The sequence below is a fragment of the Nucisporomicrobium flavum genome (genome assembly GCF_016464385.1).
GTDB classification, from domain to species: Bacteria; Actinomycetota; Actinomycetes; order Mycobacteriales; family Micromonosporaceae; genus Actinoplanes; species Actinoplanes flavus_A.
On sequence record NZ_JADMLH010000001.1, the window covers coordinates 677,319 to 699,274 of the forward strand.

A 21,956-nucleotide genomic window follows, 5' to 3' on the forward strand; every position below is an offset into this window, starting at 1 on the left:
CCTTCGCGGCCCGCGCTCCAGGGTCATTCGTCCCCGGGGGCACGGCTGAGGGTCCCGGCGACGCCGTCGGGAACCGCGCCGACGGGGATGAGGCCGCGGCGCGCCTCGCTCAGCCGCCGGCCCAGCACCCGCAGGAAGCGCTCGGCCAGGTCGGTGCCGGCGGCGCAGTCCTCGGCCATCAGGGCACGCAGGCCGCGCGCCTCCAGCTCGACGGCGTGGCACGGCGCGGTCGCCACCGCCCCGACCGACCACCGGCGCGGCGGCTGGAGCCAGGACAGACCCAGCAGCTCGCCGCCGCCGACGTGGCCGATGACCACCTCGCCGCGCCCGGGTACGCAGAAGTCGAGGTCCACCTCCCCCGCGGTCAGCAGCCACAGGTTCACCGCCGGCGCGTCCTCGTGGAACACCCGGTAGCCCGGCGGCCACACCACCGGACGGCCGTACGCGGCGACCTGGTGCAGCCGCGCGCCGGGCATGCCGGCCAGGAAGGGATGCAGCACGAGCAGGTCGAAGACGGTCAGCGAGGACACGGCCGGCCCATCAGGAGCTCAGGTGCACGGGCTTGTGGGTGAACTGCTCGATGTCGCCCGCGGCCACGTCGAGCAGCTGGTAAGCGAGGTCCGCGAGGGCGCGCGCGCTGGCCAGCTCGTCCCCGATCTCCGGCACCTCGCGGTCGGACGGCCGGCGCCTCGCCTCACCGCGGCCGCACACCGTACGGGAACCACGCAGGATCGCGTCGGCGTGGGTACGGCGCTCGTCCTCGTGCTCACTGATGTTGATCTCGACTGTCCAGGTCCGTACGTGTGTCATGACGGCACCTCCGTCGGTCGTGGAGCGTTTCCCCCATCCCAGCGCGCGGAGCTGCCCCGCCCCAGGGCCATTGGTCCCCGTCGCGCCGCCCGTTCCTCCCCGGCGGCGCCCGCCGCCGCGGGGCCGTTGGACTCTGGGCCGGCCGGGCCGTCCGGGGCGAGGGTGGGCGCAAGGAAAGGAGGCCGCCATGACAACGCGGCTGCGGCTGGCCGGATGCGGGCTCAGCGCGGGCAAGAAGGCCCGCCTGCACCGGATCCTCTACAAGCACGGACTGGGCAACGGCACGGCGCTGTTCCTGCCGTACGACCAGGGCCTCGAGCACGGACCCCGGGACTTCTTCGCCGACCCGATCGCCGCCGACCCCCGGTACATCGTCAAGCTGGCCGTGGAGGGCGGGTTCAACGGCATCGCGATGCAGGTGGGGCTCGCGGAGAAGTTCTTCTGGGACTTCGCCGGCGAGGTCCCGCTGATCCTCAAGCTGAACGGCAAGACCGACATCCCCTCCGACGAGCGGGCCCTGTCGCCGCTGCACGCCTCCGTGGAGGACGCCGTGCGCCTCGGTGCGGACGCCGTCGGCTACACGCTCTACGTCGGCAGCCCCGCCCAGGACGCCGACTTCGCCCAGTACCGCACCGTCCGGCAGGAGGCCCAGCGGCTGGGCATGCCGCTGATCGTGTGGGCGTACCCGCGCGGCGAGGCGATCGAGCACAAGGGCGGCAAGGACTCCTTCTACGCCGTGCACTACGCCGCCCGTACCGCCAGCGAACTGGGCGCCGACGTCGTCAAGGTCAACTTCCCGCACCCGGAGAAGAAGGCCGACGTGCCGCCGGTGTACGCCGCGGACTACAGCAGCCAGGAGGCGATCGACGCCGTCGTGCGGGCCGCCAACCGGACCATGGTGCTGGTCTCCGGCGGGTCCCGGGCCGGCGACGACGTGATGCTCGAGAAGGCACAGGAGTCGATGTCGGCCGGCGCCACCGGGCTGATCTTCGGCCGCAACGTCTGGCAGCGCGAGCACGACGAGTCCCTGCGTTTCGTCGACCGGCTGCGGGAGATCCTCGCCAAGTACCCCACGCCGTAGGAGGCGGGCATGAAAGCGCTGATCATCTTCGAGTCCATGTTCGGCAACACCCAGTCCATCGCCTGCGCCATCGCCGAGGGGCTGCAGGACACGTACGAGGTCAACGTCGCCGACGTGTCCGGCAGGCCCCGGGCACACGGCATCGACCTGCTGGTCGTCGGCGGCCCCACGCACGCGTTCAGCATGAGCCGGGCGTCCACGCGCGAGGACGCGGCCCGCAAGGGCACGGTACGCCAGGGCTCGACCGGGCCCGGCCTGCGCGACTACTTCGACTCGTCGCCGGTGCTGCACGGCATCGCCGCGGCTGCCTTCGACACGAAGATCAACAAACCGCTGGTCCCGGGCTCGGCGGCCCGCCGGGCGCAGAAGGAACTGCGCCGGCTCGGCTGCAGCATCGTGCTGCCGGCCGAGAACTTCCTGGTCACCGACACGACCGGCCCGCTGGTGGAGGGCGAGCGCGAACGGGCCCGGAAGTGGGGCGCAGCGCTGGCGGCCGCCGCCGCGGAGCAACGCCACAAGGTCTGACGCAAGAGGGGGCGGCGGCGCATCCGCGCCGCCGCCTTCGCATGTCCGCCGGTGGTCAGTGCCGGCGCGCCGCCGCGGGCCGCCGGGCGCCACGGCCGGCACGGGCCGGCTTGGGTACGGTCCAGCCGGGCGGGACGAGCAGGACCGGGCAGGCCGTCTGGCGCAGCAGCGTCCCGCCGAGGGAGCCGTACAGCAGCTCCACGAACCGTCCGCTGCGCCCCATGCCGGCGACCAGCAGCCGCCCGCGCCGCGACGCCCGTTCCAGGGTGTAGCCGATGTCCACGTCGTGCACGAGCAGCCGTTCCACCTCGACGCCGGGGAACCGCGCGTCCCAGCCCTCCAGCGCACCGGCGAGCCGGGCGTCGGCCGCGCGCCGGGCCACGGCGAACCCGCTCGACGGCGAGGCCACGGCCGGTCCCGCGCCGGTGTACGTCCACACGTGCAACGCCACCAGCCGGCTGCCCGTGGCGGCGGCCTCCTCGAACGCGTACCTCGTGGTGGCGGCCGCGCCGTCGCGCGTGGAGACGGCCAGCACCACCGGGCCGCGCCCGGGAACGACGCCACGGTGCACCAGCAGCGGGCAGGACCCGTGGTGGGCCAGGTACGCGGTGGTGGACCCCCAGCTCGGCCGGGTCAGGATCACGTCGCGGTGCCCGACCACGAGCAGCCGGGCGTGCTCGGACCGCTCGACCAGCACCTGGGCGGCGCTGCCGCCGGCCAGCTCGGTGCTCACGTCGAGGTCCGGGATCCGCAGCCGGGCCCGGCGCTCGGCGAGGTCCAGCAGGTGGACCCCGTCGTCCTGGGTGGGGAACGCGCCCCGGATCCGGAACGCGCCGGAGTAGTGGCCGGGCCACACGTGCACGATGAGCAGCGGTGCGCGCAGGCGGGCGGCCTGGTCGGCGGCCAGATCCACGGTCTCCGGATGGGAGCGCGATCCGTCGATGCCGACCACCACGGGCAGGTCTCGCTTCGACGACACGACGCTGTGCATATCCGGACCGTAGGCGCGTACGGCGACACGGCGGCACGGCCGGTGGACCGTGGGATACGGGTCTTTCGGCAGGGTCACGCCGCCTCTGTGCCCTGCTGCCCGGCATGCCCACCCGGTCCGGTGGCTCTGCCGGCGGCGCGCCGGCCCCGCGAGACTGGCGCCATGGCCGCGTACGCCGAGCCCGTGACCGACGCCGACCGGGCCTTCCTGGCCATGGACACCGGTTCGGTGCCCGTGCAGTTCGCCGCCGTGCTGGAGCTGGACCGGCGCCTCGACCCGGCCCTGGTCACGCGGTTGCTCGCCGAGCGCGTCCCACGCACCCGGCGGCTGACGCAGCGCATCGCCGCCCGGGGCCCGGTGCGGGGTCCGGTGTGGCAGGACGACGGGTCGTTCACCGTCGCCCGGCACCTGGAGGTGCGCTCCTGCCCGCCGCCCGGAGACGGGCCGGCGCTGACCTCGGTGGCCATGGAGCTCGTCATGCGCCGGCTGCCGCGCGACCGTCCGCTGTGGCGGGCTGCGCTCGTCGACGGCCTGGCGGGCGGGGGCAGCGCGCTGATCCTGGTGGTCCACCACGTCGTCGCGGACGGCATCAACGGGCTGGCCCTCCTCGCCGAGCTCGCCGACGGCCCGGATCCGGGCCCGGCGCCGGAACCCGGATCGCCGGCGGCGCCCGTTCGCCGTACCGCGCGTCTGCGGCGGCTCGTCCCCGCCATGGTGGCCGCCGGCGGGCTGGCACCGGACCGCGCCGAGCCCTGTTCGCTGACCGGCCGTACGGGCCCGGACCGTCAGGCCGCCGTGGTGAGCGCCGCCGTGCCCGGCCTGCGGGCAACCGCGCACCGCCACGGCGCCACGGTGCACGCCGCGCTCCTGGTTGCGGTGGCGAACACGCTGCACCGGGTCCTCGCCGGGCGCGGCGAGAGCGTCGGATCCGTGGTGATCGCGGTCCCGGTGGCGGGCGACCACGGCGGCCCCGGATCACCCGGAACCGTGGCGAGCCCGATGCTGGTGACGGCCGCGGCGGGCGGGTCCGCCGCGGAGCGGCTGCGGGCGGTGGCGGAGGACGTACGCCGGCGGCGCGCGCTCGCGGCCGGTCCCGCACCCGTCGCGCTGCTCGGCCGGTCGTTCCGGCTGTTCGCCCGGCTCGGCGGCTACGGCTGGTACATGCGCCGGCAACGACGGCTGCACACGCTGGTGAGCTTCATCCGAGGGCCCGACCGGCCGCTGCGGTTCGGCGGCGCCACGGTCCGCCGGCTCATCCCGCTGGTCGTCGGCGGCGAGACGAACCTGACGGTGACGTTCCAGGCCATCTCGTACGCCGGCACGCTCGCCGTCACCGCGGTGGCGGACCCGCGGGCCTGCCCGGACCTGCCGGTGCTGGGCGCGTACCTAGCGGAGGAGCTGGCGCTGCTCGGCGGCGCGGGGCCGCCCGGGCCGCCCGGGGCGACCATCGGCCCTGGCAGCGGACAAGGAGCGCGCGCACAGTCGGAGTGAGGTCATCGGCCGCCCTGATGCTGGAGGTGGACGATGTCCGAGCAACCGACGGTGCAGTTCCCCTCGGCGGCGGAGCCCGGGCCGCGGCGCCGCCGGCCCTGGCAGGTAGCCCTCATCGCGGCGGTCGCCACCCTCGTCCTGGTCCTGCCGATCGGGCTCTACCTGCTGCTACGCCACGACACCGGGCCGTCCGCGCAGCCGGGCACACCCGCGCCGGCCACCACCTCGGACGCCCCGCAGACCAGCGCCTCGCCGTCGTCCTCCGGCCCGGCCACCGGCACGCCGCCGACGGCGCCGGACGGGCGGATCAGCGCGCGGACGCTGGGCAACAGCATCCTTGACATCCCGCCGTGGCCCGTGGACAACGTCCGGGGCCCCTCCGGCAGACAGCATTTCCACGACGGCACGGTCACCCTGCCCGAGCGGATCGGCGCCTACAACAAGCCGCCCTACGGCAGGGAGCTCGCGATCCTCGGCGTGGCGTACGGCGACGTCGACCGTGACGGCGCCGACGAGACCGTCGCCGGCATCGGATGCTTCATCGAGGGCGGCAGCAAGCAGCTCGTCGCGTTCGACCGTGACACTGCCGGCCACATCGTGACGCTGGGGCGCGTGGTGGCGACCACCGGCGAACTCCGCGACATCAGCGACGAGGGCGTCACCGTCGTGAACAGCGTGGTCCGCGCGCGCGTCGGCGACTTCCAGCGATGCTGCGACGACCAGACACCGCAGAAGTGGCAGGTCCGCGGGTACGCCCTCCGGCACGGCACCTTCCGCCAGGTCAGCGGGCCGACCGTCATGACGCCCAACCCGTCGGTCACGCAGACCACGGTCCACGCCGGTGATCTGACGCTCGGACCGGCCGTCTCCGGTTACCGGTACGGCACCCTCGCCGTCACGGTCACGCACGGCTGGGGCTTCCGGCCGGCGCACCTGACCATGTGGTTCAGTTCGTCCGCCGGACTCGAGCGGGCGGGAACCAGCTGGCCACCGGTCACCGTGGAGCCGACCAGGTTCCATGTGACGCTGCAGCCGCCTCCGGGGCAGGACAGCCGTACCTACCGGTTCGCGTTCCGCGCGCCGGCGGCCGTGAGCACCGGGACGATCCACGTCGAGGCGGCCGGCAGCGATCGCGACGGGTCCTACCTGAGCGAGGCCGTGCCGTGGGACAACTCCGACGCCGCGGTCGTGGGCAGCGTGGGCTTCCTGGTGGCCGCCGGGCCGGCCGACGCTCCGTGGCGGTGAGTGCCCGGGACAAGGCGGACCCACCGGCGGGCGCTCCTCGAGCCCTGCGGCGGGAAAGGCGACTGCCATCGGCGGACTCGCCACCGTGGTCCCGTCACCACCTGCGCCACCCGAGGCTTTCACCCCGGTACCGGTGGGTTCCCTACCAGGATGCTCCGGCCCGGGTCCGGGCTCCAGGGCTGTTGGTCCCGTACTGCCGCCGGCCGCCCGGGCCCGGCCCGCGGGTTCAGGACCTTCTGCCCTGCCCGGACCCATCGGCACCGGCCGATGATCGGGGGAGGACGAGGGGAGGAACCATGACGACCAGGGCGATCATCGTGGCGACGGACGGGACGGCGTACGGCGAAGCCGCCGTGCAGTGGGCGGCACGCGAGGCCGAGCGCCGCGGGTCGCTGCTGCGGATCACGTACGTGTACGACTGGGAGTGGCGCGAAGCGCGTTTCGACTACAGCAACGAGTACGCGGACGCCGCGCGGCACACGGCGGAGGCGATCACCACGAAAGCCTGCGGCCAGGCGCGTGCGGTGGCTCCCTCCGTACGCATCGAGACCGACACCCTCATCGGGCACGCGTCCGCCCGCCTGCTCGCCGCGGCCGAGAGCGCCGAGCTCATGGTGCTGGGCAGCCGCGGGCGGGGCGGGTTCGCCAGCCTGCTGCTCGGCTCGGTGAGCCAGCGGGTGGCCACGCATGCGCTCTGCCCCGTGGTGGTCGTCCGCGGCCGCGGTGACGTCACCGACGGGCCCGTCGCGGTCGGCGTCGACGACTCCCCCGCCGCCGAGCACGTCCTGGGCGTGGCCTTCGAGGCGGCCGCGAGCCGGGGCAGCGCGCTCGCCGTCGTCCGGTCGTACCTGCCTCCCGTGCCGCTGTGGCTGGCCGGCACCGTGCCGGCGGCCGAGGTCTCGACGCCCGAGGCCGACGCCGCCGAGCGGGCCCGCCTGGCCGAGCTCGTCGCGCCGTGGCAGGCGAAGTACCCCGGCGTCGCGGTCGAGACGATGCTCTCGCACGACAGCGCCGCCGCGGTCCTCGTGGGTGTCTCGCACGGCGCCCAGCTGATCGTCACCGGCACGCACGGCCACGGCGTCGTCGCCGGTACCTTCCTCGGCTCGACGACCATGCAGCTGCTGCACCACGCCGACTGCCCGGTTCTCATCGCGCGCAGCCCGGGGAAGCGGACGCCATGACCATCGGCGGTCCCGCCGCTCCCGAAGCCGACGCGCTCACTTCGGACGGCGGGATCGTGACCATCCGGCCGGTCGCCGACGGCGACCGGCCGGAGCTGTCCCGGCTGTTCGGCGAGTCCTCGGAGGACAACCTGCGGCTGCGTTTCTTCTGCCTGCCGAGTGCCGCGACGATCAGCGCCGAGATCGACCGGCTGTGCCGCCCGGGCGACGAACGGCACCTCGCCGTCGTCGCCACCGAGGCGGGACGGATCGTCGGCGTCGCGTCCTGCGAGCGCCCCGGCGCCGCTTCGCCACGTGCCGAGTTCGCGCTGTTCGTCGCCGACGCCCAGCACGGCCGGGGCATCGGGACGCTGCTGCTCGAGCACCTGGCCGCCCGGGCCCGGCCGCTCGGCGTCATCGAGCTCACCGGCGAGGTGCTGCCCGGCAACATCGGCATGCTGCGGGTCGCGCGGGACCTCAGCGCGCACACCTGGACGCGCTTCAGCGGCGGGATCGTCGACATCGGCGTGGACACCTGCGGCGACGAGGCCGCCGAGCCGATCATCGACGCCCGGGACCGGACGGCCGAGCGGGCCTCGCTGCGCGCGCTGCTCAGCCCCCGCTCCGTCGCCGTCGTGGGCGCCGGGCACACCCGCGGCGGCGTCGGCCACGAGACGCTGCGCGCGCTGCGGGAGTACGGCTTCCCCGGACGCGTGTACGCGGTCAACCGCACCGGCGCGGCCGTGGACGGCGTCCCGGGCTGCCGGTCGCTGCGGGACCTGCCCCGGCCGGTCGACCTGGTGGTGGTCGCCGTACCGGCCGAGGGTGTGCCGGCCGTGGTGCGCGACGCCGCGGCGGCCGGAGCGCGCGGCGTGGTCGTGCTCAGCGCCGGATTCGGCGAGCAGGGGCCGGCCGGGCGCCGGCGCCAGCAGGAGATCGTGGAGACCGCCCGCGCGCACGGCATGCGGCTGGTCGGCCCGAACTGCCTCGGCATCGTCAACACCGACCCGGCCGTCCGCCTCAACGCCAGCTTCGCGCCCGCTCCCCCGCCGGCCGGCGGCCTGGCCATCGCCGCGCAGTCCGGCGCCGTCGGGGTCGCGGTGCTGGACAACGCGATCCGTACGGGGTGCGGCGTCTCCTCGTTCGTGTCGCTGGGCAACAAGGCGGACGTCAGCGGCAACGACCTGATCGCGTACTGGTACGACGACCCGGCGACCCGGGCGGTGGTGCTGTACCTGGAGTCGTTCGGCAACCCGCGGAAGTTCGCCCGTACGGTGCGCGCCCTGTCGCGGCGCAAACCCGTGCTCGCCGTCCGGAGCGGCCGCTCCGACGCGGGCGCGCGGGCCCGGCTCTCGCACACGGCCGCGGCGGCGGCACCGGCGGCGACGGTCGACGCCCTCTTCGAGCAGGCCGGGGTGATCCGCACCGGCACGCTCGGCGAGCTGCTCGACGCCGCGCGCATGCTCAGCGGCCAGCCCCTGCCCCGCGGGCACCGCCTGGCGATCCTCGGCAACGCGGGCGGGCTCAACGTGCTGGCCGCCGACGCCGCCGAGGGCGGGAGCCTGCAGGTACGCCCGCTGAGCCACCGGTTGCGTCGCGAGATCGCCTCGGTGTCGACGGCGTGCGCAGGCGCCGACAACCCGGTGGATCTGGGCGCCGGCGTCTCACCGGGCACGTTCGCCGAGGCCGCGGCCGTGCTGGCGGACAGCGGCGAGGTGGACGCGCTGCTGCTGGTGATCGTGGGTACGCGGGCCAACGCCCCGGCCGCCATCCTGTCCGCCCTGGGCACGGTGGTCGACGCCCGTCCCGAGCTGCCCGTCGCCGCCGTGCTGGTCGGCCGGGGCACCGCGGGGCCGGCCTTCGGCGAACGTGGCGCGCCCGTCTTCGACCTGCCGGAGCGGGCGGTCACCGCGCTCGGCCACGCCGCCTCGTACGCCGCCTGGCGACGCCGGCCGCTGGGCACGCGTCCCGTGCTTCCGGGGCTGGACACCGAGGGCGCCCGCACCCTGATCCGGCACCTGCCGGCGGACGGCGGCGGCTGGCTCACGTACCACCGGGCCACCGCGCTGCTGCAGCGGTACGGGATCCCGGTGCTGCCCGCCGAGCTGGTGACGAGCGGGCCGGATGCGGTGGCCGCCGCCGAGCGCCTCGGCTTCCCGGTGGTGGTCAAGTCCGCCGATCCCGCCCTGGTCCACAAGAGCGACACCGGCGCCGTACGGCTGAACCTCACCGGGGCGGCCGCGGTGCGGGCGGCGTTCGACGCGGTCACGGCCGCCGGGGCGCCGGGCACCGGCGCCGTGGTGCAACGCCAGGTCCGCGCCCCGGTGGAGCTGGTCGCGGGCATCGCGCACGATCCGCTGTTCGGCTCGGTGGTGCTGCTGGGCCTCGGCGGGGTGCAGACCGACCTGCTCGGCGACCGGTCGCTGCGGCTGGTCCCGATCACCGATCTGGACGCCGGCCGGATGTGGCGGGACCTGCGCGCCGCTCCCCTGCTGACCGGTTACCGCGGCGCGCCACCGGTGGACACCGCCGCGGTCGAGGATCTGGTGCTGCGGCTGGGCCGGCTCGCGGAGAACCATCCCGAGGTGGCCGAGCTGGACCTCAACCCGGTCTTCGCCGGGCCGGACGGGGTGCTGGCGGTGGATGTGAAGCTGCGGCTCGCCCCGGTCGGCGCCGAGCCCGACGCGACGCTGCGCAGCCTGCGCGCCCGCGACGGCACGTGACGAAGGGCTGCCCCGGCCGGACCGGGGCAGCCCTTCCGCACCTTCAGGCCGGGTTCACCACCTTGACGTTCGCGGCCGCCACGCCGGGCACGGTCCGCGCCAGCACCTCGACGACCGCGCGCTCGGTGTCGTTGGCGAACGCACCCTCCACCGTGGCCACGCCGCCGTCGACGGTCACGGTCCACCGGTGCTCGCCGTCGGCGTACTCGTCGAGGCGGTGCTGCACCTCCTTCACGAGGGCCTCGTCGCTGCGCACCATGGCGCGCAGGATGTCGCGGCGGCTGATGACGCCGATCACCTCGCGGCCGTCGAGGACCGGCATGCTGCGCACGTCGTGCTGCAGCATCGTGTCGGCGACCTCCGCGACGTCGGCGTCCGGCGTCGTGGTGAGCGGGAACGGGGACATGACCTCGACGACCATGCCGGGGCGGCGGGACGGGTCGGTGTCCGGGTGCCGGCGCAGGTGCGCGGTCGGGTCGGACGGGACCCGGTGCCACAGCAGGTCGCTCTCGCTGACCATGCCGACGAGCAGGCCGTCGGCGTCGACCACCGGCAGGGCCGTCACGGCCTTGGCGGCCATCAGCTCCGCGGCGCTCTCCACCGGCGCGTTCTGCCAGATCACGTGGACCGGGCTGCTCATGATGTCCTTGGCACGCATCACGTCACCTCCGGGTGGCCATCTGCTGGGTGAGATCGACGAGCCGGTTGGTGTAGCCCCACTCGTTGTCGTACCAGCCGAACACCTTGGCGAGGCGGCCGCCCGCCTGGGTCAGCTTCGCGTCGAAGACGCACGAGGCCTTGTCGCCCACGATGTCGCTGGAGACGATCGGCGCCTCGGTGTAGCGGATGATCCCGTCCATCGGCCGGCCGGGGGCGGCGGCCTCCGCGACGGCGGCGTTGATCTGCTCGGCGCTGACCTCGGTGCCGAACTGCAGCGTGAGGTCGCTGACGGAGCCGTCGACGACCGGCACGCGCAGGGCGACGCCGTCGAGCCGGCCCGCGAGCTCGGGCAGCACCAGGCCGACCGCCTTGGCCGCACCGGTGCTGGTCGGGATGATGTTCACGCCCGCGGCCCGGGCCCGGCGCGGGTCCTTGTGCGGGGCGTCGAGCACGTTCTGGTCGTTCGTGTACGCGTGCACCGTGGTGAGGTAGCCCGCCTCGACGGTGAACGCCTCGTGCAGCACCTTCAGCAGCGGCGCCACGCAGTTCGTGGTGCACGACGCGGCGGAGACGACCAGGTGCAGGTCGGGGTCGTACGAGTCCGCGTTGACGCCCGGCACCAGGGTCGCGTCGGCGTTCTTGCCCGGCGCGGAGATCAGCACCCGGCCGGCCCCCGCCTTGAGGTGCAGCGCCGCGTCCTCGCGCTGGCGCAGTTTGCCGGTCGACTCGATCACCAGGTCCACGCCCAGGTCGCCCCAGGGCAGCGCGTCCGGGGTCCGCTCGGAGAATGTGGGGATCCGGTGCCAGCCGACCGTGATCGCCTCGTCGTCGTAGCTCACCTGCGCGTCGAGCCGGCCGAACGTGGAGTCGTACTCGAGCAGGTGGGCCAGCATGGCGGGGTCGTACAGGTCATTGATGGCGACGACCTGGAGGCCCGCGTTGGCGAGCTTCTTGTCCGTCAGGGCGCGCAGATAGTTACGGCCGATGCGGCCGAAGCCGTTGATCGCGATGCGGTAGGTCATGGTCAGCCTCCTGCCTTGGTGACGCCTCCAGCCTCGTCCGCGGCCCGCGGGCCGGGCAGGGCCGAACGACCCGCGGCCCCGGGCGCTGGGGCCCGCGGCGCCGCCTGCCCGGCCGAGTCGGGACCATCGACCCTTAGCTTTGCCGTCCCGGCCGCGCACGCTCGCGGTATCCGCCCGGGAGGAGGCCGGTATGACTCCGGAACCGCGCGACCTGACACCACTTCCCGACCTCGCGCACGATCGCGCCCGCAGCGGCCCGGTCCGTGAGCGCAAGCCGGTCTACCGCAACCTGACGGCGCCGTGCGACGCCGGCTGCCCCGCCGGGGAGAACATCCAGGGATGGCTGGCCGCGATGCGGGCCGGGGACCCCGAACGCGCCTGGCGCACGCTGGTGGCGGCCAATCCGCTGCCCGCGGTGCACGGCCGGGTGTGTTATCACCCGTGTGAGAACGTCTGCAACCGCGCCGAGCTGGACAGTGCGGTGTCGATCCACGGCGTGGAACGCTTCCTCGGCGACCTCGCCCTCGCCAACGGCTGGGCCTTCGACCCGCCCGCGCCGCCCACCGGCCGGCGCGTGCTGGTCATCGGCGCGGGCCCCAGCGGGTTGTCGGCCGCGTACCACCTGGCCCGGCTGGGCCACGAGGTGGAGATCCACGACGCCGGGCCGGAGCCGGGCGGCATGATGCGGTACGGCATTCCCGCGTACCGGCTGCCGCGCGAGGTCCTCGCCGCGGAGATCGCCCGGATCGAGGCGCTGGGGGTGCGCATCCTCAGTGGACGCCCGGTGCACGACCTGGCCGCCGAACGGGCCGAGGGCCGCTTCGACGCGGTGTTCGTGGCGGTCGGCGCCCACCTGTCCAAGCGCGTCGACATCCCGGCGCGCGAGGCCGGGCGCATCGTCGACGCGGTCGGTTTCCTGCGCAGCGTGGCCTCGGGCGAGCGACCCGTCATCGGGCGCCGGGTGGCCGTGTACGGCGGCGGCAACACCGCCATGGACGCCGCGCGCGTGGCCAAGCGGCTCGGCGCCGACGAGGCCCTCGTGGTCTACCGGCGGACGCGCGGCCAGATGCCCGCGCACGCCGAGGAGGCGGCCGAGGCCGAGCGCGAGGGCATCACGATCAACTGGCTGCGTACGATCCAGGCGTTCGACGCCGGCGAGCTCACCGTCGAGGTGATGGAGCTCGACGACCAGGGGCGGCCGGTGCCGACGGGCCGCACCGAGACCCTGGCGGCCGACACGGTCATCCTGGCGCTCGGCCAGAGCTGCGACACCGCGTTCCTGCGGGACGTGCCCGGCGTCGAGTTCGCCGCCGACGGCACCGTGGTGGTGACGCGGTCGCTGATGACCGGCTGCCCCGGCGTCTTCGCGGGCGGCGACATGGTGCCGGCCGAGCGTACGGTCACCGTCGGTGTCGGCCATGGCAGGCAGGCGGCCCGGCACATCGACGCATACCTGCGCGGCGCCCTGCGCGACGAGCCGGCGGGACCGGTCGTGGCCTCGTTCGACCTGCTGCACCCCTGGTACTTCGGCGACACCGGGCGCCGCGCCCAGCCGGAACGCGACGTCGCCGCGCGCATCACCGACTTCAGCGAGGTCGTCGGCGGGCTGGACGCCACGGCCGCCCGGTACGAGGCCGGCCGGTGCCTGTCCTGCGGGAACTGCTTCGAGTGCGACGGCTGCCTGGGCGCCTGCCCGGAGCACGCGATCGTGAAGCTGGGCCCCGACCTGGGCTACCGCATCGACGAGAGCCTGTGCACCGGCTGCGCCACCTGCTTCGAGCAGTGCCCGGTGCACGCCATCGAGATGATCCCGGAGGTGTTCCCATGACGCGCACGACGATCGACGGCAACGAGGCCGCGGTGTCGGTCGCGTACCGGCTGAACGAGGTGTGCTGCATCTACCCGATCACGCCGTCGTCGCCGATGGCCGAGCTCGCCGACGAGTGGTCGACCGCGCGCCGGCCGAACATCTGGGGCTCCGTACCGACCGTGGTGGAGATGCAGAGCGAGGGCGGCGCGGCCGGTGCCCTGCACGGCGCGTTGCAGAGCGGCGCGCTCACCACGACGTTCACCGCCTCGCAGGGCCTGCTCCTGATGATCCCGAACATGTACAAGATCGCCGGCGAGCTGAGCCCTGCGGTGCTGCACGTGGCGGCCCGCTCCCTCGCCGCGCAGGGACTGTCCATCTTCGGCGACCACTCCGACGTCATGGCGGTCCGCGCCACGGGCTTCGCGCTGCTGGCGTCCGCGTCGGTCCAGGAGGCCCACGACCTGGCGCTGGTCGCGCAGGCCGCCACGCTGCGGACCCGGGTACCGTTCGTGCACTTCTTCGACGGCTTCCGCACCTCGCACGAGCTGAACACCGTCGAGCTGCTCACCGACGACGACCTGCGCGCGCTGGTCCCGGCCGGGCTCGTCCGCGCGCACCGCGGCCGCTCGCTGTCACCGGAGCGCCCGTTCATCCGCGGCACCGCCCAGAACCCGGACGTCTACTTCCAGGGCCGCGAGACGGTGAACCCGTACTACGCGCGGGTGCCGGACGCGGTCCAGGAGGCGATGGACGCGCTGGCCGGGCGCACCGGGCGCCGGTACGGCATCGTCGACTACCACGGCGACCCGCGCGCCGAGCGGGTCCTGGTGATCATGGGTTCGGGCGCGCAGACCGCGGCGGAGACGGCACTGCACCTCATCGCCGGCGGGGAGCGCGTCGGCGTGGTGCAGCTGCGGCTGTTCCGGCCCTTCCCGGCCGCCGAGGTGGCCGCGGCGGTGCCCCCGACGGCACGCCGGATCGCGGTGCTCGACCGGACGAAGGAGCCCGGGTCGCAGGGCGAGCCGCTGTTCCTCGACGTGATCGCCGCGCTCGCCGAGCACGGCACCGGACCGCTGCCGACGGTGATCGGCGGCCGCTACGGCCTCGGCTCCAAGGAGTTCACCCCGGGCATGGTGGCCGGCATCTTCGCCGAGCTGGCCCGCGAGGAGCCGCGGCGGCGCTTCACGGTCGGCATCGTCGACGACGTCGGCGGGACCAGCCTGCCGTACGGGCCGCTCGACATCGAGCCGCCCGGCACGGTGTCGGCGGTGTTCTTCGGGCTCGGCTCGGACGGCACGGTGGGCGCCAACAAGAACACCATCAAGATCCTCGGCGCCGATCCGCACACCCACGCCCAGGGCTACTTCGTGTACGACTCGAAGAAGTCCGGCTCGATGACCGTGTCGCACCTGCGGTTCGGGCCGGCGCCGATCCACGCGCCGTACCTGGTGACCCGCGCCGGGTTCGTCGGCTGCCACCACCTGAGCCTGCTCGACCGCGCCGACGTGCTCGCCCCGGCGGCGGAGGGCGCGACGCTGCTGCTCAACACCGCCGGGACCGCCCAGGAGGTGTGGGACTCGCTGTCGCGGCCGGTGCAGGAGCAGATCATCGCCAAGGGGCTGCGCGTGTACGCCGTCGACGCCGACCGCGTCGCCACCGAGGCGGGCCTGCCCGGGCGCACCAACACCGTCCTGCAGACCTGCTTCTTCGCCATCTCGGGCGTGCTGCCGCGGGACACGGCGATCGACCGGATCAAACAGAGCATCGCGAAGACGTACGAGCGGCGCGGCGCCGAGGTGGTGGCCCGCAACCACGCCGCCGTGGACCGCGCGCTGGCGGCCCTGCAGGAGGTGCCCGTACCCGGCTCGGTCACCGCCACCCACGACCGGCCGCCCGTCGTGCCGGACACCGCGCCGGCGTTCGTCCGCACGGTCACCGCGGCGATGATGGCCGGGCACGGCGACCGGCTGCCGGTGAGCGCGCTGCCCGCGGACGGCACGTACCCGGGCGGGACGACCGCGTACGAGAAACGCAACGTCTCCGATCTCGTGGCCGTCTGGGACCCCGACCTGTGCATCCAGTGCGGCACCTGCAGCTTCGTCTGCCCGCACAGCGTGATCCGGTCGACCTTCTACGACCTCAAGGAGCTGGCCGGTGCGCCCGACGGCTTCGCTTCCGCGCCGCTCAACGCGCGCGGGGTGCCGGATGCCCAGTTCACCCTCCAGGTCTACCTGGAGGACTGCACGGGCTGCGGGCTGTGCGTCGAGGCGTGCCCGGTGGCCGCCGCGGACGACCCGGAGCAAAAGGCGATCAACCTGCGGCCGCGGGAGCCGGAACTGCGGCGCGGCCGCGAGAACATCGCGTTCTTCGAGACGCTGCCGCAGGCCGACCGCTCGCGGGTGGACTTCGAGAGCGTCCGGGGCACCCAGTTCCTGCAGCCGCTGTTCGAGTTCTCCCTGGCCTGCGCCGGGTGCGGCGAGACGCCGTACCTGAAGCTGCTGTCCCAGCTCTTCGGCGACCGGCTGCAGATCGCCAACGCCACCGGCTGCTCGTCCATCTACGGCGGCAACCTGCCGACGACGCCGTGGACGCGCAACCGCGAGGGGCGCGGCCCGGCCTGGTCCAACTCGCTGTTCGAGGACAACGCGGAGTTCGGGCTGGGCTTCCGCCTGGCCGCCGACCTGCACCAGGGCCTGGCCGCGGCCCGGCTCACCGAGCTGCGCGACAGGCTCGGCCCCGAACTGGTCGACGCGGTGCTGAACGCGCCGCAGCGGCGCGAGTCCGAGTTCGCCGCGCAGCGGGCCCGGCTGGCGCAGGTGCAGGAGCGCCTGGCCGGGCTGGACCCGGCCGACCCGGCCGTCGCCGACCTGCGCAGCGTCCTCGACCATCTGGTACGGCGCAGCGTGTGGATCGTCGGCGGGGACGGCTGGGCGTACGACATCGGCTCCGGCGGCCTCGACCACGTGCTGGCCACCGGCCGCGACGTCAACGTGCTGGTGATGGACACCGAGGTGTACTCCAACACCGGCGGGCAGATGTCCAAGGCGACCCCGCTGTCGGCGGTCGCCAAGTTCGCCGCCGGCGGCAAGCGCACCCCGAAGAAGGACCTGGCGCTGCAGGCCATCGCGTACGGCAACGTGTACGTCGCGCGCGTGGCGATGGGTGCCGACCCGCAGCAGACCCTGCGGGCGTTGCGCGAGGCGGAGGCCTATCCCGGGCCGTCGCTGGTGATCGCGTACTCGCACTGCATCGCCCACGGCATCGACATGCGCAAGGGCATGGACCAGCAGCACCGTGCCGTGGCGTCGGGGTACTGGCCGCTCATGCGCTACGACCCGGTGCTGCGGGCGGCCGGGGAGAACCCGTTCCTGCTGGACTCCCCGCGCCCCCGGCTGCCGCTGAGCGCGTACACGGAGCGGGAGCTGCGGTTCCGGCAGCTCGGCCGGACCGATCCCGCCGAGGCCGAGCGGCTGGCCGTGCTCGCCCAGGAGGAGGTGGACCGGCACTGGCAGGTCTACGAGGAGATGGCCGCCCGGGGACCGGAGCGCTTCCCGGCCGCGGCGGGCTGACCGGCAGGGGCCCCGCGCGGGGCCCCTGCCGCGGCTCCTCAGGGCACGACGACCGCGCGTCCCTGCAGCTCACCGGCCCGCATCTCGTCGTACGCGGTGACCGCCTCGGACAGCGCGAACCGGCAGATCTGCGGGGTCAGCATCCCGCGGGCCGCCAGGTCGAGCACCTCGACGAGCTCCGGCCGGGTGCCCCAGTACGTGGTCTGGATGCTGACCTCGTACGGCGTCGAGAAGAACGACAGCGGCAGCGTGCCGCCGCCGATCCCGACGAGCGTGAGGTCGCCCAGGCTGCGGACGGTGCCGGCGGCCAGCGCGAGCGTGTCGTCGCTGCCGACGAAGTCGAGCACCACGTCGGCGCCGTGACCGCCGGTCGCGTCACGGATCGCCTCGGCGGGGTTGTCCTCCGCGGACAGCACCAGGTCCGCGCCGAACTGCCGGGCCAGGTCCAGCGCGTCCTTGCGGAGGTCGACGGCGATGACCCGGGCGGCCGTGGTCGCCTTGAGGATCTGCACCGCCAGGTGCCCGAGGCCGCCGACGCCGATGACCAGCGCGGTGCTGCGCGGGGTCAGCTTCGGCCACGAGCGGCGGATCGCGTGGTACGGCGTGAGCCCTGCGTCGGTCAGCGGCGCGGCGTGCAGCGGGTCCAGCCCGGGCGGCAGCGGGACGAGGTGGCGGGCGTCGGGCACCAGCAGGTACTCGGCCATGCCGCCGTCCAGGCCGAGCCCGCCGCCCCCGGAGGGTACGGGCGCCTCCGCCGGATGGTCGCAGTACGACTCGGCGCCGAGCCGGCAGCGGTCGCAGGAGCCGCAGCCCCACGCGCCGTACACCGCCACCGGCGTACCCTCCGCGAGGCCGGTGACGCCGGGGCCGAGCCGGTGCACCCAGCCGGCGGTCTCGTGCCCGAGGGTGAACGGCGGCCCCCACGGCAGCTGCCCCGCCGTGAAGTCGTGCATGAGGTGCAGGTCGGAGTGGCACGCCCCGGCACCACCCACCTTGATCACGACCTGGCCGGGTCCCGGTACGGGCTGCGGCACCTCCACCAGCTCGGCGGGCTTCTTCCAGTCCAGCAGTCTGAGCGCGCGCATCGCCGTCTCCTCCCACTCGTCTCCCTGAGCCCATCGTCGGACCGCGGTTCCGGGTCGCACACGGGGCGAACGTCCCGTGCCCGGAATCAGCCCGATCGATCGGGACCTAAGTCCCGCCAGGGTCGGGCGGTCAGGCCCGGGCGCCCGCGCCGGAAGCGGTGCATGGTCGGAACAGGACACCGAATGAGGAGGACACCATGACGACCATCGGCCGCGGAGCTGCGGCTCACCACCTCGAGCACGTCGAGGCACCCGGTCACATGCTTACCAAGACGGCCGCCCGGGCGCTGGCCGTATTCCGCATTTCCCTCGGGTTCGTCTTCCTGTGGGCGTTCCTCGACAAGACCTTCGGATGGAACTACGCCACCCCGTCCGCGCGGGCCTGGATCAACGGCGGCTCCCCGACCAAGGGATTCCTCTCCCACGTCGACCTCGGCCCGTTCCAGGGCACGTTCAACTCGATGGCCGGCAACGTCGTGGTGGACTGGCTGTTCATGCTCGGCCTGCTCGGCATCGGCGTCGCCCTCATCCTCGGCATCGGGATGCGCATCGCCGCCGCGGCTGCCACGCTGATGATGGCGTTCATGTGGTTCGCCGAGTTCCCGCTCGCGCAGCACACCAGCACCGGTGAGCCCAGCGGCTCGAACAACCCCATCACCGACTACCACTTCATGTACGCCCTCGGCGCGATCGTCGCCGCGCTGACGTACGCCGGACACACCTGGGGCCTGGGCCGCTGGTGGGCACAGCTGCCCTTCGTGCAGCGCAACCGTTGGCTGATCTGACGCCGGCCGGCGCCGGCCACGGCGCCGGACGCGAGATCGGACGGTACGAGCAGCCGTCCGGCCGGGGCCTCACGGCGGTCGACCCGGCCGGGCGGCTTTCACCCGCGACGTGACGTGACCGAGCGAGGGGACGGAGAGCGCGCATGACGACCATCGGTGTGGTCCGTGAGACGGCTGCCGGGGAACGGCGGGTGGCCCTGGTCCCGGAGGACGTCGGCCGGCTGCGGCGGGACGGCCTGCAGGTCGTCGTCGAGGCCGGCGCCGGGAGCGGCGCCTGGTACGCCGACACCGACTACGCCGACGCCGGCGCGACGGTCACCAGCCGGGTCCAGGTCTACGCCGACAGCGACGTCCTGCTGTGCGTGACCCCACCCGAGGACGCCGACGCACTGCACGCGGGCCAGGTCCTCGTCGGGCTCCTCGCCCCCCGTCGCGACCCGGTGCGGTTCCGGCAGCTGGCCGCGACCGGCGTCACCGCAATCAGCCTCGACCTGCTCCCCCGCACCCTGAGCCGCGCCCAGGCCATGGACGCCCTCACCTCGCAGGCCAACGTCGCCGGTTACAAGGCTGCGCTGGTCGCCGCGGACGCGTACGGCGCGTACCTGCCGATGCTCATGACCGCCGCCGGCACGGCCCGCCCGGCGCGGGTGCTGGTCCTCGGCGCCGGGGTCGCCGGCCTGCAGGCGCTCGCCACCGCGCGCCGCCTCGGTGCGGCCGTCACCGGCTACGACGTGCGGGAGGCGGCCCGGGAGGACATCGCCTCGACCGGCGCCGCCGTGCTGACCCTTGACGTGCCCGCCGCGACCGGTGAGGGCGGGTACGCCCGCCGGCTGTCGGAGGACGAGGCCCGGGCGCAGCAGGAGGCGCTGGACACCGCCGTCGCCGGGTTCGACATCGTCATCACCACCGCCCAGGTCCCGGACGGCCGCCCGCCATTACTGGTCACGGCCGCCGCGCTCGAGGCGATGCGGCCCGGCTCGGTGGTCGTGGACGCGGCTTCCGGGCCGCTCGGCGGCAACGTGGCGGGCTCCGAGCCGGGCCGGACCGTGGTGAGCGCCCGCGGCGTCACCGTCGTCGGCGCCGCGGACCTGCCCGCCCGGGTACCGAAGGCGGCGTCGACCGCGTACTCCCGCAACCTGTGCGCGCTGCTGGCCGGCCTGATCCGCGACGGGGCGGTGGCCGTCGACCCGGACGACGAGATCCACGCGGCCGTGGTCGTGGCCCGCGACGGCGAGGTCGTGCACCCGGCGGTCCGCGCCGCCACGAGCGAGGAGGTTCCCTCATGAGCCCGCTGCTGATGGCGGACATCACCGTGTTCCTGCTGAGCCTGCTCGTGGGGTTCGAGGTGATCAGCAAGGTGCCGGCCACCCTGCACACCCCGCTGATGTCCGGCGCGAACGCGATCCACGGCGTCGTGATCGTCGGCGTGATGCTGCTCGCCGCGACGGCCACCACGGTCACCGGCTACGTGCTGGTGCTGATCGGGGCCGCGTTCGCCGCCATGAACGTCACCGGCGGCTACGTGGTCACCGAACGCATGCTGGCGATGTTCCGCCCACGGCGGGAGGAGAAGCCGTGACGACCTTCGACACCGCCATCCACCTGGTCTACCTGGCCGCCGCGACCTGCTTCGTGCTGGGCCTGCACCTGATGAACTCCCCCGGTACGGCCCTGCGCGGCAACCGGCTGTCGGCGGCGGGCATGGCCGCAGCGGTGCTCGCGACCGGCGCGGTGCTGGTACGCGACCACGGCATCACCGTCTGGGCCGTCACGGCCCTCACCGCGGGGGCCGCGGCCGGCGCCGTCGCCGGTCTGATCACGGCGCGGCGCGTGCCGATGACGGCGATGCCCCAGCTGGTCAGCCTCTTCAACGCCGTCGGCGGCGGCGCGGCCGCGCTGATCGCGCTGGGCGACGCGGTCCAGCGCAGCCAGGAGGCCGGTACGCCGGGCCTGCAGACCACGATCACCACCGTGCTCGACGTCCTCATCGGCGGCGTGACGCTGAGCGGGTCGCTCGTCGCCTCCGGAAAGCTCGCCGGCCTGGTACCCGGCCGGCCGGTCACCGTGCCCGGCGGAAGGTGGGCCACCGTCCTCCTCGCGCTCGCCACCGCCGGGCTCGCCGGGCTCTACCTGACCGGGCGCACCGGGGCGCTCGGCCTGTCCGGCATCGGCGTCGCCGCGCTGGCCGCGGGCATCCTGCTCACCCTGCCGATCGGCGGCGCCGACATGCCGGTCGTCATCTCGCTGCTCAACGCCTGCACGGGCACCGCGGTCGCCATGGCCGGGTTCGTGCTGGACAGCAGCCCGCTGATCATCGCGGGCGCCCTCGTCGGGGCGGCCGGCGCGATCCTCACCAAGCTCATGGCCGACGCGATGAACCGCTCGATCGGCGCGATCATCGCGGGCGGGTACGGCACCGGTGACAGCGCCGGGCCGGCCGCGGCGGTGGGCGCGGGTGCGCCCGTACGGGCGATCACGGCCGAGGACGCGGCGCTGCAACTGGCGTACGCCCACAAGGTCGTCATCGTCCCCGGCTACGGGCTCGCCGCGGCGCAGGCGCAGCACGAGACGGTCGCCCTCGCCCGCGCGCTGACCGAGCGGGGCGTGCAGGTCAGCTATGGCATCCACCCGGTCGCCGGGCGCATGCCCGGGCACATGAACGTGCTGCTGGCGGAGGCGGACGCGCCGTACGAGCAGCTCAAGGACCTCGACGAGATCAACCCGGAGTTCCCCGGCACCGACGTGGCGCTGGTGGTGGGCGCCAACGACGTCACCAACCCGGCGGCGCGGCGGCCCGGCAACCCGGTCTCCGGCATGCCGATCCTCGACGTGGACCGGGCCCGCACGGTGATCGTCATCAAACGATCGCTGGGCCACGGGTACGCCGGCATCGACAATGAGCTGTACACCCGCCCGGGCACCGCGATGCTCTTCGCCGACGCGAAGAAGGGCCTCGCCCAGCTGCTCGCCGGGGTGCGCGAGTACGCGGCATGAGGAGG

18 protein-coding genes are annotated in these 21,956 nt (G+C 74.3%); 12 read left to right on the top strand and 6 right to left on the bottom strand.

The window, feature by feature from the left end:
* Window positions 1-23 precede the first annotated feature (23 nt).
* Complete coding sequence (locus tag IT780_RS03195; RefSeq protein ID WP_199509828.1) at window positions 24-530, bottom strand: Crp/Fnr family transcriptional regulator; 507 nt, start codon at window positions 528-530, stop codon at window positions 24-26.
* Between the two features lie 10 nt (window positions 531-540).
* Window positions 541-810 (bottom strand): DUF1876 domain-containing protein, encoded by a 270-nt coding sequence (locus IT780_RS03200; RefSeq protein ID WP_199509829.1) that lies wholly within the window; start codon window positions 808-810, stop codon window positions 541-543.
* A 187-nt stretch (window positions 811-997) separates the two neighbouring features.
* Between IT780_RS03200 and IT780_RS03205 the strand changes: the two genes are divergently transcribed.
* Window positions 998-1,891 (top strand): class I fructose-bisphosphate aldolase, encoded by an 894-nt coding sequence (locus IT780_RS03205; protein ID WP_199509830.1) that lies wholly within the window; start codon window positions 998-1,000, stop codon window positions 1,889-1,891.
* A gap of 9 nt (window positions 1,892-1,900) precedes the next feature.
* Window positions 1,901-2,416, top strand: a complete 516-nt coding sequence (locus IT780_RS03210) for a flavodoxin family protein (RefSeq protein ID WP_199509831.1) — start codon at window positions 1,901-1,903, stop codon at window positions 2,414-2,416.
* A gap of 55 nt (window positions 2,417-2,471) precedes the next feature.
* Here the strand turns inward: IT780_RS03210 and IT780_RS03215 are convergent, their stop codons facing one another.
* Window positions 2,472-3,407, bottom strand: a complete 936-nt coding sequence (locus IT780_RS03215) for a universal stress protein (protein ID WP_199509832.1) — start codon at window positions 3,405-3,407, stop codon at window positions 2,472-2,474.
* Window positions 3,408-3,569: 162 nt separating this feature from the next.
* On the opposite strand from IT780_RS03215, the gene IT780_RS03220 reads away from it, so the two are divergent.
* The 4 genes from IT780_RS03220 to IT780_RS03235 all read left to right on the top strand — a co-directional run bounded on the left by IT780_RS03220 (window position 3,570) and on the right by IT780_RS03235 (window position 10,026).
* The gene (locus tag IT780_RS03220) at window positions 3,570-4,898 is read left to right on the top strand and encodes a wax ester/triacylglycerol synthase domain-containing protein (protein ID WP_199509833.1); all 1,329 of its coding nucleotides are present in this window, start codon (window positions 3,570-3,572) and stop codon (window positions 4,896-4,898) included.
* A 33-nt stretch (window positions 4,899-4,931) separates the two neighbouring features.
* On the top strand, window positions 4,932-6,143 hold the full coding sequence (locus IT780_RS03225) for a hypothetical protein (protein WP_199509834.1): 1,212 nt from the start codon (window positions 4,932-4,934) through the stop codon (window positions 6,141-6,143).
* A 296-nt stretch (window positions 6,144-6,439) separates the two neighbouring features.
* On the top strand, window positions 6,440-7,324 hold the full coding sequence (locus tag IT780_RS03230) for a universal stress protein (RefSeq protein ID WP_199509835.1): 885 nt from the start codon (window positions 6,440-6,442) through the stop codon (window positions 7,322-7,324).
* Window positions 7,321-10,026, top strand: coding sequence for a bifunctional acetate--CoA ligase family protein/GNAT family N-acetyltransferase (locus tag IT780_RS03235; RefSeq protein WP_199509836.1), 2,706 nt, complete (start codon window positions 7,321-7,323; stop codon window positions 10,024-10,026). The genes IT780_RS03230 and IT780_RS03235 overlap by 4 nt, the downstream gene beginning before the upstream one ends.
* 43 nt (window positions 10,027-10,069) lie before the next feature.
* On the opposite strand, the gene IT780_RS03240 is transcribed toward IT780_RS03235, so the two are convergent.
* Entirely contained in the window at window positions 10,070-10,684 is a 615-nt protein-coding gene (locus IT780_RS03240; RefSeq protein WP_199509837.1) for a CBS domain-containing protein, read from the bottom strand.
* Between the two features lie 4 nt (window positions 10,685-10,688).
* On the bottom strand, window positions 10,689-11,708 hold the full coding sequence (gap, locus tag IT780_RS03245; RefSeq protein ID WP_199509838.1) for a type I glyceraldehyde-3-phosphate dehydrogenase: 1,020 nt from the start codon (window positions 11,706-11,708) through the stop codon (window positions 10,689-10,691).
* 190 nt (window positions 11,709-11,898) lie between these two features.
* Here gap and IT780_RS03250 point away from each other — a divergent pair, with 190 nt between their 5' ends.
* Entirely contained in the window at window positions 11,899-13,536 is a 1,638-nt protein-coding gene (locus IT780_RS03250) for an NAD(P)-binding protein (protein ID WP_199509839.1), read from the top strand.
* Window positions 13,533-17,087, top strand: coding sequence for a pyruvate:ferredoxin (flavodoxin) oxidoreductase (gene nifJ, locus IT780_RS03255; RefSeq protein WP_199509840.1), 3,555 nt, complete (start codon window positions 13,533-13,535; stop codon window positions 17,085-17,087). The genes IT780_RS03250 and nifJ overlap by 4 nt, the downstream gene beginning before the upstream one ends.
* A 38-nt stretch (window positions 17,088-17,125) precedes the next feature.
* Here nifJ and IT780_RS03260 read toward each other — a convergent pair whose 3' ends face one another.
* Complete coding sequence (locus IT780_RS03260; protein WP_199509841.1) at window positions 17,126-18,172, bottom strand: NAD(P)-dependent alcohol dehydrogenase; 1,047 nt, start codon at window positions 18,170-18,172, stop codon at window positions 17,126-17,128.
* 197 nt (window positions 18,173-18,369) lie between these two features.
* On the opposite strand from IT780_RS03260, the gene IT780_RS03265 reads away from it, so the two are divergent.
* The 4 genes from IT780_RS03265 to IT780_RS03280 all read left to right on the top strand — a co-directional run bounded on the left by IT780_RS03265 (window position 18,370) and on the right by IT780_RS03280 (window position 21,951).
* Window positions 18,370-18,957 carry a DoxX family membrane protein gene (locus IT780_RS03265; protein ID WP_199509842.1) on the top strand — a complete coding sequence of 196 codons (588 nt, stop codon included), beginning with the start codon at window positions 18,370-18,372 and terminating at the stop codon, window positions 18,955-18,957.
* 143 nt (window positions 18,958-19,100) lie between these two features.
* A complete protein-coding gene (locus IT780_RS03270) occupies window positions 19,101-20,243 on the top strand; it encodes an NAD(P) transhydrogenase subunit alpha (RefSeq protein ID WP_199509843.1) in 1,143 nt (380 codons plus the stop codon).
* Entirely contained in the window at window positions 20,240-20,536 is a 297-nt protein-coding gene (locus tag IT780_RS03275; RefSeq protein ID WP_199509844.1) for an NAD(P) transhydrogenase subunit alpha part 2, read from the top strand. Before IT780_RS03270 ends, IT780_RS03275 begins: the two co-directional genes overlap by 4 nt.
* Window positions 20,533-21,951: an NAD(P)(+) transhydrogenase (Re/Si-specific) subunit beta gene (locus IT780_RS03280; protein WP_199509845.1), complete on the top strand. Its 1,419-nt coding sequence runs from the start codon at window positions 20,533-20,535 to the stop codon at window positions 21,949-21,951. Before IT780_RS03275 ends, IT780_RS03280 begins: the two co-directional genes overlap by 4 nt.
* Window positions 21,952-21,956 lie beyond the last annotated feature (5 nt).

Bases quoted from the DNA above. Each gene is read 5' to 3' on its own strand.
- IT780_RS03275 (WP_199509844.1), top strand. From the start codon at position 20,240: ATGAGCCCGCTGCTGATGGCGGACATCACCGTGTTCCTGCTGAGCCTG.
- IT780_RS03270 (WP_199509843.1), top strand. From the start codon at position 19,101: ATGACGACCATCGGTGTGGTCCGTGAGACGGCTGCCGGGGAACGGCGG.
- IT780_RS03235 (WP_199509836.1), top strand. From the start codon at position 7,321: ATGACCATCGGCGGTCCCGCCGCTCCCGAAGCCGACGCGCTCACTTCG.
- IT780_RS03260 (WP_199509841.1), bottom strand. From the start codon at position 18,172: ATGCGCGCGCTCAGACTGCTGGACTGGAAGAAGCCCGCCGAGCTGGTG.
- IT780_RS03200 (WP_199509829.1), bottom strand. From the start codon at position 810: ATGACACACGTACGGACCTGGACAGTCGAGATCAACATCAGTGAGCAC.
- IT780_RS03230 (WP_199509835.1), top strand. From the start codon at position 6,440: ATGACGACCAGGGCGATCATCGTGGCGACGGACGGGACGGCGTACGGC.
- IT780_RS03205 (WP_199509830.1), top strand. From the start codon at position 998: ATGACAACGCGGCTGCGGCTGGCCGGATGCGGGCTCAGCGCGGGCAAG.
- IT780_RS03225 (WP_199509834.1), top strand. From the start codon at position 4,932: ATGTCCGAGCAACCGACGGTGCAGTTCCCCTCGGCGGCGGAGCCCGGG.
- IT780_RS03240 (WP_199509837.1), bottom strand. From the start codon at position 10,684: ATGCGTGCCAAGGACATCATGAGCAGCCCGGTCCACGTGATCTGGCAG.
- IT780_RS03220 (WP_199509833.1), top strand. From the start codon at position 3,570: ATGGCCGCGTACGCCGAGCCCGTGACCGACGCCGACCGGGCCTTCCTG.
- IT780_RS03215 (WP_199509832.1), bottom strand. From the start codon at position 3,407: ATGCACAGCGTCGTGTCGTCGAAGCGAGACCTGCCCGTGGTGGTCGGC.
- IT780_RS03250 (WP_199509839.1), top strand. From the start codon at position 11,899: ATGACTCCGGAACCGCGCGACCTGACACCACTTCCCGACCTCGCGCAC.
- IT780_RS03265 (WP_199509842.1), top strand. From the start codon at position 18,370: ATGACGACCATCGGCCGCGGAGCTGCGGCTCACCACCTCGAGCACGTC.
- gap (WP_199509838.1), bottom strand. From the start codon at position 11,708: ATGACCTACCGCATCGCGATCAACGGCTTCGGCCGCATCGGCCGTAAC.
- nifJ (WP_199509840.1), top strand. From the start codon at position 13,533: ATGACGCGCACGACGATCGACGGCAACGAGGCCGCGGTGTCGGTCGCG.
- IT780_RS03210 (WP_199509831.1), top strand. From the start codon at position 1,901: ATGAAAGCGCTGATCATCTTCGAGTCCATGTTCGGCAACACCCAGTCC.